Consider the following 13681-nt stretch of genomic DNA (forward strand, 5'->3'; position numbering starts at 1 on the left):
TTATTTTCCCTCTCTTACTTGTTGAATTAGTTCACTTAAATTGTTAATGCCTAGCTCTGCCATCCTTTTTGGTAGTGCCTCGATCAATTTCGGGCAAACATAAGGATCAGTAAAGTTAGCTGTTCCAACTGCCACAGCACTCGCACCGGCCATCATCATTTCTAACACATCATCTACCGTTTGTACACCACCCATTCCAATAATTGGAATATTGGTCGCGTGAAAAACTTGATGAATCAAACGAATTGCAACCGGCTTAATTGCTGCGCCAGATAAACCACCGGTTTGATTGGCTAAAAGAGGTTGACGTGTTTTTAAATCGATTTGCATACCTAGCAGCGTGTTAATCATAGTAAAACCATCGGCACCTGCAGCTTCAATTGCTTTTGCAATAGGAATAATATCAGTAACGTTAGGTGATAATTTAACATAAATCGGAACTTTAGCAACTCTTTTAACAGCTTCTGTCAAACTGGCAGCCACATTCGGATCTGTGCCAAAAGCAATACCGCCATGTTTTACATTGGGACAAGAGATGTTTAATTCAATTGCTTTCACATTAGGTGCATCACCAATTTCTCGACAAACAGTCACATAGTCTTCTTCACATGAGCCCGCTACATTGGCAATAATATTTAAATCCGGATAACGAGCATGCAAATCAGGCAAAATTTCAGATTGAACAACCTTTAGACCAGGATTTTGTAAACCAATTGCATTTAGCATACCACTAGGAGTTTCAGCAATTCGTGGTGTTTCATTGCCAAATCTTGCTTCAGGGGTTGTCGCTTTAATCATAATAGCACCAAGTTGATTTAAATCATAAAATTTTCCATACTCATTACCAAAACCAAAACAACCACTGGCCGGCATAATTGGATTTTGAAGATCAAGTCCGGGTAATTGAATATATAACGGATTACTCATAGCACGATTACCCCCGTCTTAAAGATTGGTCCTTCATCACAAACTTTCACACTCTTAGTCGGTTCATTTTTAACGTGGCAAACACAGCCATAACAAGCACCGACCCCACAAGCCATTCGTGCTTCCATTGAAATCTGTGCATTAGGATGTTCTTGATATTTTTCGTCTACCATTTTTAACATACCGTTGTTACCGCAAGCAAACACAGCATCAGGTTTTTCTATTCTTCCAATTAAAAGATGAGATACATTTCCTTGAATGCCAAAACTACCGTCGTCAGTGGCAAAGTGGGTTTCACCCAGAGCTTGGAATTTTTCAGCATAATAGACAACTTCTTTTTTTGCAAAACCTAAAAAATGAATTGGTTCTACTCCTTTTTTTACTAACTGTCGTGATAATTCATACAATGGAGGGATACCGATCCCGCCACCAATGATATATGCAGTGTCTCCTTTTTGAAGTTGACTAATATCAAAACCATTTCCCAGGGGTCCTAGACAATCGAGTTTTTCGCCAGGTAATAATTCTGTAAATGCTTTTGTGCCTTGCCCTTCGATGCGATAGATCAAATGACACGTTAAACTCGCAACATCAAATTGATTGATACTAATTGGACGACGTAATAACAAATCTTTTCTTGGTACTAAAATATGCAAAAACTGACCTGGTTTTCTCATTGCTTTTACTAGCTCACCTTGTAAAACCAGTTCAAATATGTTAGGCGCAATTTCTTGTTGCGTTAAAACTGTCAACATTCCTTGTTTCATGCTACTCCCCCTGGTATTCAAAATACGCATTATTCTCACAAATGGAGTATACGAATACAAATATTCGTATATTCCTTTGTTTAGATTGCTTTTGTCGAAAATGCACGGTCTTCCATTACTTTTAAAATAGCATCAGCTGTATCTAAAGATGTTAATAGCGGCACCCCGTGTTCGACTGACTCACGGCGAATAACGAAGCCGTCAATAGAGGCGCTTTGACGGTTCTTGTCCATCGTATTAATCACAAGTTGTGCTTGGTTGTTACGAATTAATTCAACAACATTTGTATCTTCTGATTCCGAAATCTTAGCAATTTCTTTAACTCGTAATCCAGCTGAGGTAAAGTAATTAGCTGTTCCTTTTGTTGCAATTAAAGTAAAGCCAATTTCTGCAAAACGTTTAGCTAAAGTTAATGCCTCTTCTTTTGTCTCATCTGCAATAGTAAATAAGACAGAGCCAAATTCAGGAACTTTTAAACCTGCTGCTTCAAAAGCTTTGTATAGCGCTTTTTCTAAGTTGCGGTCACTTCCCATTACCTCACCTGTGGATTTCATTTCAGGACCCAAATAAGTATCGACCTTTTGCAATTTTGTAAAAGAGAAAACAGGAGCTTTAACGTGGACGTAGTCATCTTCTTGATACAAGCCATTTTTGTAACCTTGATCTAGGATACTTTCTTCTAAAATAGCTTTCGTGGCGATTTGTGCCATTGGAATTCCTGTAACTTTGCTCAAAAACGGAACAGTTCGACTAGCTCGAGGATTTACCTCAATAACATAAACTTTATTATCACTAATAACAAATTGAATATTCATCATACCAATACAATTCAGTCCCAAAGCTAATTTTTCTGTATATGCTGCGATGGTATCTTGAAGTTCTTGACTTAAAAACTGCGGTGGATAGACGGCCATTGAATCTCCAGAATGTACACCCGCTCGTTCAATATGTTCCATAATACCTGGGATTAGAACTGTCTTCCCGTCACAAATCGCATCAACTTCACATTCGCTACCAGTTAGATAATGGTCCACTAAAACTGGATGTTCTGGCGAAGCTTTAACAGCATTTTTCATGTAATCTTCAAGATCAGCTTGATTTTCCACAATCTCCATAGCACGACCACCTAAAACATAACTAGGTCTAACTAACACCGGATAACCAATTCTTTTAGCAATCGCTACGGCTTCTGCTTGATTTGTTGCAGTTTCTCCAGGTGGTTGTGGAATTTCCAATTCTTTTAGCGCTTGTTCAAATAGATCCCGATTTTCTGCCCGATCCAAATCTTCAATACTGGTACCTAAAATTTTCACACCGGCTTTTTGTAAAGGTTCGGCTAAGTTAATCGCCGTTTGCCCACCAAATTGTACAATGACACCAATTGGTTTTTCCAGTTCAATTACATTTAAAACATCCTCTAAAGTTAACGGTTCAAAATATAATTTGTCGGAAATAGAGAAGTCTGTAGAAACTGTTTCGGGATTACTATTCATAATGATAGCTTCATAACCAGCGTCCTGAATTGCTTTGACGGAGTGAACTGTTGCATAATCAAACTCGACTCCTTGACCAATTCGAATCGGTCCTGATCCCAATACTAAAACCGAAGACTTATCAGACACTTTACTTTCATTTTCAAATTCATAACTGCTGTAAAAATATGGGGTTTCTGATTCAAATTCTGCTGCACAAGTGTCTACCATTTTATATACTGGCTCTATGTTTTTCTCTTTACGGAAGTTGCGAACTTCACTTTCAGACATGTTCCAAAGTTCAGCGATTTTTTTATCTGCAAAACCATTCTGTTTGGCTTCTTTTAAAATACTAAGATTCTGTGGTTTCGTCATTAACGCTTTTTCCAACTCAACAATGTGCAGTAATTTATCTAAGAAAAACAGATCGATTTTGGTCATTTTCGCGATTTCTTCAATCGGATAATGGCGACGTATAGCTTCTGCTACGTAAAATAAGCGATCGTCTTGTGCTTTTATCATCTTTTCTGTCAGTGTATTATCCGTTAATTCAGCTAATTGGGCTAGCTCAATATGAGAGGTCCCAATTTCTAATGAGCGTACGGCTTTTAATAATGATTCTTCAATGTTTCGTCCAATTGCCATTACTTCGCCGGTAGCTTTCATTTGGGTACCGAGTATTCGTTCACCCTTTTCAAATTTATCAAATGGCCAACGAGGAATTTTAGCTACCACATAATCTAAAGCAGGTTCAAATTCCGCATAAGTAGTTTCAGTTACTGGATTTTTCATTTCGTCCAGTGTTAAACCAACTGCGATTTTAGCTGCTAGTTTTGCAATTGGGTAACCAGTTGCCTTACTTGCCAAAGCAGAAGAACGTGATACTCGTGGGTTTACTTCAATAACATAATAATTAAAACTGTGGGGGTCTAGAGCTAATTGAACATTACACCCACCTTCAATTTTTAATGCCCGAATAATTTTTAGCGAGGCATCTCGCAAAAGTTGGTATTCAATATCTGATAATGTTTGACTTGGCGCAAAAACAATGGAATCTCCCGTGTGAATACCCACTGGATCGAAATTTTCCATATTACATACGACAATCGCATTATCTGCAGAATCTCGCATTACTTCATATTCAATTTCTTTAAAACCTGCGATACTTTTTTCAATTAGACATTGGGTTGCAGGTGATAGCTTTAACCCGTTTTCAGCAATTAATCGTAGTTCTTCTTCGTTATCACACATTCCACCACCTGTGCCACCTAATGTAAATGCAGGCCGAACAATAACTGGATAACCAATTTTATTGGCAAAAATAATTGCTTCATCAACTGTATGAATAATGGCAGATTCTGGGATAGGTTGTCCCAGTTCTTCCATTAATTTTTTAAATAAATCACGATCTTCGGCTTGATCGATAGCTGCGAGCTTGGTCCCTAAAAGTTCAATCTCTAATTCAGCTAAAATTCCCGAAGCCGCGAGTTCAATTGCCATATTTAAACCGGTTTGTCCGCCTAATGTTGGCAATAACGCATCAGGATTTTCTTTTCGTAAAATACGAGAAACAAATTCAAAAGTAATCGGTTCAATATAAACTTTATCTGCAATTTCTTTATCTGTCATAATCGTGGCGGGGTTGGAGTTGACCAACACAACTTCGTAGCCTTCTTCTTTCAATGCCAGACACGCTTGTGTACCAGCGTAATCAAATTCAGCCGCTTGGCCAATAATAATCGGGCCAGAACCGATTACCATAATTTTTTTAATATCTGTACGCTTTGGCATTATTTTGCTCCTTCCATGCATCCATCATTTCAATAAACTCATCAAATAAGTGTAGCGCATCATGTGGACCAGGTGCTGCATCAGGATGAAACTGGACTGTAAATGCAGGAAAGTCTTTATGGCGAACGCCTTCTACTGTCCCATCATTAACCTCTACATGCGTCACCATTAGTCGTTTGTTGTCAATTGAACGAGCATCCACGGCATAACCATGGTTTTGTGAAGTGAAATCAATTCGTCCTGTTGCAATTTCACGTACTGGATGATTTAAGCCTCGGTGGCCAAATTTCATTTTAAATGTATCGGCACCGTTTGCTAATGAAAATAATTGATGCCCCAAGCAAATCCCAAAAATTGGGACTTTCCCTTGTATTTCCTGAATCATTTTTATCGCTGTTGGAACATCTTTAGGATCTCCCGGTCCATTGGTTAGCATAACACCATCTGGACATAGCTCTAAAATTGTAGTCGCATCAGTATCGTATGGCAAAACAGTTAAGTTACAATGACGCTTTGAGAGTTCCCGTAAGATACTATGCTTTAAACCAAAATCGATAACAACAACGTTATGTCCAACTCCAGGACTTGGATAAGGTTTAGCAGTAGAAACTTGAGCAACTTGATTGGTTGGTAAAACGGCAGCTTTTAATTGATCATATGCATGAGTAAAATCTTCTTCTGCCACAATGCTAGCCTTCATCGTTCCGTATTTTCTAATTTTTCTCGTTAAAGCTCGGGTATCAATTCCTGCAATACCAGGAATTTCTTTATGTTTTAAAAATTCGTCTAGCGTCATCTGGTTTCGCCAATTACTGGCAAGTCGTGCATGTTCTTTTACAACTATTGCTTTACAAGTTGGTGCAATTGACTCATAGTCATCCCGGTTAATCCCATAATTTCCTACCATTGGATAGGTGAACGTAATAATTTGTCCATTAAAGCTTTGGTCGGTAATCGTTTCTTGGTAGCCAGTCATACTAGTTGTAAACACAATTTCACCAAATACATTGTTGCTAGCACCAAATCCTTCCCCTTCAAAGTAGGTACCGTCTTCTAAGATTAACCAACGTTTCATATTTATTCCCCTTTTTGCCAAACTTTTTGACCATTAACAAAAGTTAAAAGAGTATCTCCATAAACTTTACTATGGTCAAATGGTGTGTTAACTGCTTTTGATAAAAATTTTTCAGAGTCGATTTCGTATTCCTCTTCAATGGCAAAAACTGCTAAATCCGCAGGTTGACCAATCTGTAGGCGCCCTGCTTTTAAGCCAAAAATTGTTGCAGGTTTCGTCGCCATCCAAGCAATAACTTGTTCTAAAGTGAAAATTTTAGTTTTAACAAAATGCGTGTAAATTAACTGAAAAGCATATTCAGAACCAACAATGCCAAATGGTGCTTTTAGAAAACTCTGATTTTTCTCTTCAAAGCCATGCGGCGCGTGATCGGTTGCGATACAGTCGATTGTGCCATCCAATAGGCCTTCAATTAGAGCTTGTCGGTCATCTGAACCACGTAATGGTGGATTCATTTTCCAATATCCAAAATCATTTGGAATTTCATCTTCAGACAAGATTAGATGGTGAGGGGAAACCTCTGCTGTAACGTGAATACCCGCTTTTTTAGCGTCTCGAATAATTCGGACGCTTTCTTTAGTTGAAACATGACAAACATGATAATGACAACCAGTTTCTTCAGCCAAAATCAAGTCCCGAGCAATTTGGGAGCTCTCGGTTGCACTCAAAATCCCTGGCAAATTCAATTCGTCAGCTTTGTTTCCCGCGTGCATGACGCCACCAAAAAGCAAGGATTCATCTTCTGTATGGGCGACTAGCGCCATGTTGTTTGCGGCAGCTTCTTTCATTGCTAAATACATCGTTCCAGCAGTTTGAACCCCTACTCCATCATTAGTAAAGGCAAAAGCACCTGCTTTTTTCAACGCTTTTTGATCTGTTAAAACTTCACTACGCAATTCTTCAGTAATTGGCGCATATTGTAAGACTTTAACTACAGCATCTTCTTTAATTATCGCTTGAACTTTTTGAAATTTTTCGACTGTATCTGGGACTGGATTTAAATTGGGCATTGCACAAACAGTGGTGAAACCTCCACGAGCAGCTGCTAGACTACCAGTTTTAATCGTCTCCTTATATTCAAACCCTGGTTCTCTTAAGTGAACGTGAACATCTACAAGTCCCGGTGTTATTAATTGTCCGTCTGCATCAAACACTTCATCAAAAAGGGTTGGTTCAAAATTTGTCCCAATTGCTTTAATTACGCCGTTTTCAATCCAAATTTCTGCTGGGGTTAAGTGATTTTCATAAGTATTAATTTTACCGTTTTTAATGAGTGTTTTCATATTCTTCCTCCTAAACTTATTAAGAAAATTGCTATGTTTAATGGAAAGGAGATGGCTAATTGCTAGCGCATCTCCTTTATGTTTACTTTTAAGCTCTACCTGCTAAGACGGCTTCTAAAATTGCCATTCGAACAAAAACACCGTTAGTCATTTGTTGAATAATTCGTGCTTGATATCCTTCAACTAATGAATCTGCCAACTCGACATCGCGATTAACTGGTGCTGGATGCATAATAATTGCATTCTCTTTCATCTTTTTCGCGCGCCCTACGGTCAACCCATATTGCTCGTGATAGCCTTCTTTTGAAAAACTTTCATTGCCATCATGACGTTCGTGTTGCACACGTAACATCATCATCACATCTACTTCACTAACTAGTTCATCCAAAGGAAGATAATGACCATAGACTTCAAATTCTTCATCATACCACTGTTCAGGACCAGAAAAGAATACTTGTGCTCCCAAACGTTTCAACATTTGCATATTTGATTTAGCTACCCGCGAGTGGGTAATATCACCGACTATTGCAACTTTTAAGCCTTCGAAGCGACCGAACTCTTCATAGATGGTCATCAAATCTAATAAACATTGGGTTGGATGTTGTCCACTTCCGTCGCCACCGTTAATAATACCGCATTGAATCGTTTTACTTTGAATTAAGTCATCGTAATAGTTTTCATCCCCATGACGAATAACTGCTACATCGACACCCAATGCAGACATCGTCAAAACAGTATCATATAAGGTTTCTCCTTTTTGAACAGAACTTGTCGAAGCATCAAATTCAATGACTTCAATGCCTAATTTTTTTTCTGCTACATCAAAACTTTTATGAGTACGCGTACTATTTTCAAAGAACAAGTTAGTCGCAAAATATTGATCTTTTTCAGGTGTCCATTTTGCACCATTTTTAAATTCTTGTCCTCGTCTGATTAGTCCCATGACTTCTTGGTCAGTTAAAGCTTCAACTGTTAATAAGTGTTTTAAACTGATTCTTTCTTGTTGGATGATCATCTTTTTTCCTCCTACTTGCTCTCTAAAATTTTTTATTGGTCTGTTTTATTAATAACAATCCGGTCTTTTCCATCTACTTCTTCCATCTCGACAATAATTTCTTCAGCTAAGGAAGTCGGAATATTTTTTCCAACGTAATCGGCGCGAATCGGCAATTCTCTATGACCACGGTCAACTAGTACCGCTAGAGAGATTTTACGTGGACGGCCAAAATCCATTACTGCATCCAAAGCGGCACGAATCGTTCGACCAGTAAACAAGACATCATCCACAACAATAACTTCTTTCCCCTCTAAGTTAACCGGAATATCAGAAGCATGTACAGTTGGATCTTCTTCTTTTTTTGCATCGTCTCGATATAGCGTAATATCTAATTCTCCCACTGGGACTTGAACACCTTCTAATTGTTGTAAACGTTCAGCGATACGTTGAGCAATGTAGATACCTCGTGTTTTAATTCCTACCAAAACTAAATCTTCAATTCCATGATTGCGTTCGATAATTTCGTAGGTAATCCGAGTCAAAGCCCGTTTCATAGTTACTGCGTCTACTACTTCTTTTGCTACCATATTTTTCCTCCTCGTTTGTTTAAAAGACAAAAAAACTCCTGCCCGAAGTTAGGCAGGAGTGATAATCGAATTAGTATCTAGGTATACTGACCTTTTTATACTACAACTTATCCAGCAAGTTTTACTAAGGCGCACCTTACTAAAAATCTTGCATGTCTCCTTCTTAGCCTCACGGGACTATTCTTAAAGGATTACTATTTAATTTTCTATAACAAGACTACACTTCTTTAAATCAAAAATCAATCTTTTTTTCGTAAATTTTTTAATGTTTTTTCAAAAATTTCCGGTAAAGGTGCTTCAAATACCATTTTATCTTTGGTACGCGGATGCGTGAAGCCAAGTAACTTCGCATGTAAAAATTGCCCGTTACCTGTTAAAGTTTTCTTGGGTCCATAAGTTGGATCTCCTGCAAGCGGGAAACCAATGTATTGCATGTGTACTCGTATTTGGTGAGTACGTCCTGTCTCTAATTGTAATTCTACTAAGGTAAAATCGCCGAAACGTTCCAAAACTGTAAAATGTGTAACAGCCAGCTTCCCATCTTCTCGAATAGCCTGCATCTTACGATTAACTTTAGAGCGTCCGATTGGAGCTTCAATCGTCCCTTTTTCGTGCGTAATGTTGCCGTGCACCAACGCTACATATTTTCGCAAACTCGTTTTATTTTTTAATTGACTAGCTAAAGATTCATGCGCGGCATCATTTTTAGCTACCATCAACAGTCCTGAAGTATCCTTATCAATACGGTGAACAATACCAGGACGTAAAACATCATTGATTGTCGATAAATTATTCAGTTGGTATAAAAGACCATTAACTAATGTCCCATGGCTGTGTCCAGCAGAAGGATGAACCACCATTCCTTGAGGTTTATTTACGACAGCTACATCTTCATCTTCATAGACAATTTCTAAGTCAAGATTTTCCGGTTTTAAATCTAATGTTTCTGGCTCAGGAATACAAATAACAATTTCATCTTGGGCCTTAACTTTATAATTAGCTTTTAAAGGCTGTCCGTGTAAAAAGACGACACCTTCTTTTAACCACTGCTGAATTTGCGAGCGCGTGTAATCTGGTAAATATGTCGTTAACGCTTTATCAATACGTGGTCCGTTTTCTTTTATCACGATCAAAAGTTCGTTCATGCGTTTACTCCTTTAAAGCGTTCTTCAAATAAAATATATACAAAAATTAAAATAACCCCTATTACTAAACATGAGTCTGCCACATTAAAAATAGGAAATGAGACAAAGTCAGTTTGAAACATATCCACTACATAACCCAAGCGCATACGATCGATGAAATTTCCTAATGCTCCAGCAAGTACTAGACTTAAACCCAGAGAATAAATTTTGGCACCGTTGCGATTTTTATATAATAAGTATCCGCACACGCCGACAGCAATAATTGTGACAATCGCAAAAAAAATTATTTGTCCTTCTAACATACTCCAAGCTGCCCCGGTATTTTGATAGTAGGTTAGTGAAAAAACATTTTTGATAACTGACATAGATGTCCCTAAAGAAATATTAGCAACAATCCAAGCTTTAACAATTTGATCTATTGTGATCAAAAGTACGGCAATAAGAATAAAAAGTATCATACATTCAACTCATTTCTAAATATTAAATAAATCTCGGGGACGTATAATCCCTAACAGGTTACCATTAGGATTTCCATCTCGAGTAATTAAGATTGCTTCTAACAATCCATTTTGATGAAACATATTTTCCACTTCTGCGACAGTAGTTTCACTGTCAACAAACTGATAATTGGTTATCTTGCCATCTTCGATCAGCAATTCATTAGCTAAACGATTTCCTAAAACGATTTCGCCTTTTAGACTTTCTTTAGCAAACCAATAGCCCAGTGCTCTTAACGTGATGAGCCCTTTAAATTGTCCTTTTTCATATAAAGGAAATTGTGAATAACGTTTTTGGGCAATTGTTTTTAAAATTTCATGAATCGGCAAAGTGATTTCAAACCCTGTTACATTTTTACGAAAGCGAGGTAAAACCAGTTCCGGTTGCAACAACGCTCTTTCGATTTCTGTAATTCGTTTCACTACCCATTCATTAGGCTCGGCAATCACAAAATCTGTACTAATTTGATCATGGACAATAGCATTGCGTAACTGCGCCATTTGTAATAGATCGTCAACATAATCATTGGTTAAAAATTCTGGCTTTTTACTTAGCCGCCGTACCATTTCACTAAATCCCATATTTTTAGGGTTGTTCAACTGATCTTTTAACCATTTATTAATTCGATTAAAACTAGCTAGAAATAAATCTGCATTTGTGGTCATAATGAATACTCCTTTTTGAATTTATTGAAAGAGATCACTGTCTTTTGTCACAAAGTTTTCAGTTGGTATATGGGCTTTGAGTTCCGTAATTAAAGCTGATTTGGTTTTTTTGCGCATAAGAAAATGATATTCTTCTCCTAAGTACAAAAACTCAATCCCATTTTTTAAAATAGCGATTTGACTGATGTTACGGTAATAAAATTCTTGCTTTTTCCAAAAGCGAGCATAAAAAACTGTAATATGGTCCTCTGTCAATACAAATCGACGTAGACAGCCAATTATAACACAGACAAAAAAGAAGACCATGACTAAATTACTTTTCCAATAAGGTCTAGTATTTTCTAACGACAATGTCAAACTATAAAAAAGTACAATCAATGTCAGTGACCAATAAATGATACTAACCGCAATTTCTGGCTGCCAACGATATTTTCTATTTTTCATGCTTGTAAATTGCTCCTCTTCTGCTAAAGTTAAAGCGTGACTTATTTTATTTAAAGGATGATGTAATTTGTTGATGAAAGCCTATATCGATGCCGCTACAAAAGAAAATCCAGGTCCAAGCGGGGCTGGATTACTGATAGTTTCAGATAATCTACACAAACAAATTTCTCTTCCATTAGCGATAATGAGTAACCATCAAGCTGAGTTTTACGCTTTTTATGAATTATTAACTTATTTGATTCAACACCATTATACCAATGAAACAATTTTTGTTTACTCTGATAGTAAGATTTTAGTCCAAACCGTAGATAAAAACTACACTAATAACGAAAATTTCCAAGAAATTTTTCAAAAAATTCAAGCTTTGTTGGCAAACTTTTCTTTGCTAATTTTACAATGGATTCCCGAAAGCAAGAACAAAGGCGCCGATCAATTAGCTAAACAAGGTCTCCAAAAAGCATTAAGACAATAAATTTAAAATTTTAATACAAAAGATAAAACCACCCACTATAAAAATTCAAAGTGAATTTCCAATTGAATTTTTATAGTGGGTGGCCCTTTTTATAAAATTGGGGACAATAAGCGAGAGAAATTTTGCTTAAAGCGTAACCAATAAGATTGATTTGCAATTATTTCATCAGTTAGTAAATAGCATTTTTCTTGATCGGCTAAAAAAATTTCTTGCAGCTGCTTAGTCAATATTTCGTCGTATACAAAAGCATTAACTTCAAAATTCAATTCATAGCTGCGGATATCTTGATTCGTTGAACCAAAAGAGCATAAATTATCATCCATAATAATTGTTTTAGCATGTAAAAAGCCATTTTCATAATGGAAAATTTTGATTCCCATCTTGTGTAATAAATTAGCATAATATTGTGTAGCGCGGTAAATAAACGGATGATCGGGCATGTTGGGAATCATAATGCGCACATCTACGCCTGAACGAGCCGCTGTAACTAACGCATTAAACATGACGTCATCTGGAATCAGATAAGGTGTTTGAATCCAGATTTTTTCATCAGCTGACAATATCATTTTTACAAAGGCGCTTTTTAAAATGTCGAGTTTATTTTCTGGTCCATCTGCTACAACTTGAATTTCAGCTTCTCCACCCGTATCTTCTGTAACAACAAAATAACGTTTTTCATAATCCAGCTGATCATTTTTTTGTTTAACCGATGCATTCCAATCTCGAATAAAGATTTCTTGTAAACTAAAACTAGCTGTCCCAACAATCCGTCCGTGTGTGTCACGCCAATAGCCAAATTTTTCACTGCGACTTAAATACTGATCTCCTACATTAAAACCGCCAGTCCAGCCAATCTTGCCGTCAATGACAACAATTTTACGATGCAAATGATAGTTTAACCGCGTTTTGCGAATTAAGTCTCTTGAAGTGATAAAAGCTGCGACTTTTCCACCAGCAGCAACTAAAGGCTGAAAAAATTTGTCATTGGAACCTTTTGCACCCCAAGGATCATAAATAAGGCGAACTTCCACCCCTGCATTTGCCTTTTCAATTAATAATTGTAAAAATTGCTGCCCGATTTTATCGGAAAAAAAAGCATAGTATTCAACATGAATATTATCTTCAGCTGCCCTAATGTCTTCAAACAAAGCTTCAAACTTTTCATTGCCATCTGTATAAATTTTCACGCTGTTCCCCCTAGTCAGCGGGGATTCATCAACAGCCTTTAAATATCTTTCTAATAATTTTAATTCTTTTTCTACCGCTTCTACATCGTATCGCTTATTATTTTGATGAATGAGGTTGTTGATTTCTTTAACTTTACGATTGGTTTCTACATCATATTTGTAGACAGTCTCTCCATCTATTCCTCGACCACAAAATAAATAAACAATAAATCCAATAATGGGAATAAAAATCAATGTCAAAGACCATGCTAAAATACTTGTAATAGAACGCGGTTTACGAAATACTGTAACCAAAGCTCCAATTGTATTAATGAAAATTACAAGTAAAAAAACAGATTGTAAAATACTTAAGTCCTGTTGAATAGTCATTG

At 37.0% G+C, this 13681-nt stretch carries 13 protein-coding genes; 1 reads left to right on the forward strand and 12 read right to left on the reverse strand.

Translation table 11 applies throughout. The annotated features are described in order from the left end of the window. From EsVE80_RS06485 to EsVE80_RS06535, 11 genes are all read right to left on the reverse strand, one after another. Positions 1 to 927, reverse strand: coding sequence for a dihydroorotate dehydrogenase (locus EsVE80_RS06485; protein WP_173102985.1), 927 nt, complete (start codon positions 925 to 927; stop codon positions 1 to 3). Then, positions 924 to 1694, reverse strand: a complete 771-nt coding sequence (locus tag EsVE80_RS06490) for a dihydroorotate dehydrogenase electron transfer subunit (protein WP_173102986.1) — start codon at positions 1692 to 1694, stop codon at positions 924 to 926. The genes EsVE80_RS06485 and EsVE80_RS06490 overlap by 4 nt, the downstream gene beginning before the upstream one ends. A gap of 80 nt (positions 1695 to 1774) precedes the next feature. Then, positions 1775 to 4957 carry a carbamoyl-phosphate synthase large subunit gene (carB, locus tag EsVE80_RS06495; protein WP_173102987.1) on the reverse strand — a complete coding sequence of 1061 codons (3183 nt, stop codon included), beginning with the start codon at positions 4955 to 4957 and terminating at the stop codon, positions 1775 to 1777. Further along, complete coding sequence (locus EsVE80_RS06500; protein WP_173102988.1) at positions 4935 to 6032, reverse strand: carbamoyl phosphate synthase small subunit; 1098 nt, start codon at positions 6030 to 6032, stop codon at positions 4935 to 4937. Before EsVE80_RS06500 ends, carB begins: the two co-directional genes overlap by 23 nt. Before the next feature lie 2 nt (positions 6033 to 6034). Continuing rightward, entirely contained in the window at positions 6035 to 7315 is a 1281-nt protein-coding gene (locus EsVE80_RS06505) for a dihydroorotase (protein WP_173102989.1), read from the reverse strand. A gap of 88 nt (positions 7316 to 7403) precedes the next feature. Beyond that, the gene (locus EsVE80_RS06510; RefSeq protein WP_173102990.1) at positions 7404 to 8330 is read right to left on the reverse strand and encodes an aspartate carbamoyltransferase catalytic subunit; all 927 of its coding nucleotides are present in this window, start codon (positions 8328 to 8330) and stop codon (positions 7404 to 7406) included. A 32-nt stretch (positions 8331 to 8362) separates the two neighbouring features. Further along, positions 8363 to 8899, reverse strand: coding sequence for a bifunctional pyr operon transcriptional regulator/uracil phosphoribosyltransferase PyrR (gene pyrR / locus EsVE80_RS06515; protein WP_173102991.1), 537 nt, complete (start codon positions 8897 to 8899; stop codon positions 8363 to 8365). Positions 8900 to 9138: 239 nt separating this feature from the next. Beyond that, positions 9139 to 10044 carry an RluA family pseudouridine synthase gene (locus EsVE80_RS06520; protein WP_173102992.1) on the reverse strand — a complete coding sequence of 302 codons (906 nt, stop codon included), beginning with the start codon at positions 10042 to 10044 and terminating at the stop codon, positions 9139 to 9141. After that, positions 10041 to 10502 (reverse strand): signal peptidase II, encoded by a 462-nt coding sequence (gene lspA, locus EsVE80_RS06525; protein WP_173102993.1) that lies wholly within the window; start codon positions 10500 to 10502, stop codon positions 10041 to 10043. Before lspA ends, EsVE80_RS06520 begins: the two co-directional genes overlap by 4 nt. A 15-nt stretch (positions 10503 to 10517) precedes the next feature. Further along, complete coding sequence (locus tag EsVE80_RS06530; RefSeq protein WP_173102994.1) at positions 10518 to 11207, reverse strand: CBS domain-containing protein; 690 nt, start codon at positions 11205 to 11207, stop codon at positions 10518 to 10520. A gap of 21 nt (positions 11208 to 11228) precedes the next feature. Next, positions 11229 to 11651 (reverse strand): EbsA family protein, encoded by a 423-nt coding sequence (locus tag EsVE80_RS06535; protein ID WP_173102995.1) that lies wholly within the window; start codon positions 11649 to 11651, stop codon positions 11229 to 11231. A 70-nt stretch (positions 11652 to 11721) separates the two neighbouring features. Here EsVE80_RS06535 and EsVE80_RS06540 point away from each other — a divergent pair, with 70 nt between their 5' ends. Next, positions 11722 to 12123 carry a ribonuclease HI family protein gene (locus tag EsVE80_RS06540; protein WP_173104142.1) on the forward strand — a complete coding sequence of 134 codons (402 nt, stop codon included), beginning with the start codon at positions 11722 to 11724 and terminating at the stop codon, positions 12121 to 12123. Positions 12124 to 12212: 89 nt separating this feature from the next. Here the strand turns inward: EsVE80_RS06540 and cls are convergent, their stop codons facing one another. After that, entirely contained in the window at positions 12213 to 13679 is a 1467-nt protein-coding gene (gene cls, locus EsVE80_RS06545; protein WP_173102996.1) for a cardiolipin synthase, read from the reverse strand. Between the last annotated feature and the right edge of the window lie 2 nt (positions 13680 to 13681).

It is taken from the genome of Enterococcus saigonensis, assembly GCF_011397115.1.
Classification (GTDB): domain Bacteria; phylum Bacillota; class Bacilli; order Lactobacillales; family Enterococcaceae; genus Enterococcus_C; species Enterococcus_C saigonensis.

Excerpts from the sequence above, each read along its gene's own strand:
- EsVE80_RS06485 (WP_173102985.1), bottom strand. The coding sequence starts at position 927 with ATGAGTAATCCGTTATATATTCAATTACCCGGACTTGATCTTCAAAAT.
- EsVE80_RS06490 (WP_173102986.1), bottom strand. The coding sequence starts at position 1,694 with ATGAAACAAGGAATGTTGACAGTTTTAACGCAACAAGAAATTGCGCCT.
- carB (WP_173102987.1), bottom strand. The coding sequence starts at position 4,957 with ATGCCAAAGCGTACAGATATTAAAAAAATTATGGTAATCGGTTCTGGC.
- EsVE80_RS06500 (WP_173102988.1), bottom strand. The coding sequence starts at position 6,032 with ATGAAACGTTGGTTAATCTTAGAAGACGGTACCTACTTTGAAGGGGAA.
- EsVE80_RS06505 (WP_173102989.1), bottom strand. The coding sequence starts at position 7,315 with ATGAAAACACTCATTAAAAACGGTAAAATTAATACTTATGAAAATCAC.
- EsVE80_RS06510 (WP_173102990.1), bottom strand. The coding sequence starts at position 8,330 with ATGATCATCCAACAAGAAAGAATCAGTTTAAAACACTTATTAACAGTT.
- pyrR (WP_173102991.1), bottom strand. The coding sequence starts at position 8,899 with ATGGTAGCAAAAGAAGTAGTAGACGCAGTAACTATGAAACGGGCTTTG.
- EsVE80_RS06520 (WP_173102992.1), bottom strand. The coding sequence starts at position 10,044 with ATGAACGAACTTTTGATCGTGATAAAAGAAAACGGACCACGTATTGAT.
- lspA (WP_173102993.1), bottom strand. The coding sequence starts at position 10,502 with ATGATACTTTTTATTCTTATTGCCGTACTTTTGATCACAATAGATCAA.
- EsVE80_RS06530 (WP_173102994.1), bottom strand. The coding sequence starts at position 11,207 with ATGACCACAAATGCAGATTTATTTCTAGCTAGTTTTAATCGAATTAAT.
- EsVE80_RS06535 (WP_173102995.1), bottom strand. The coding sequence starts at position 11,651 with ATGAAAAATAGAAAATATCGTTGGCAGCCAGAAATTGCGGTTAGTATC.
- cls (WP_173102996.1), bottom strand. The coding sequence starts at position 13,679 with ATGACTATTCAACAGGACTTAAGTATTTTACAATCTGTTTTTTTACTT.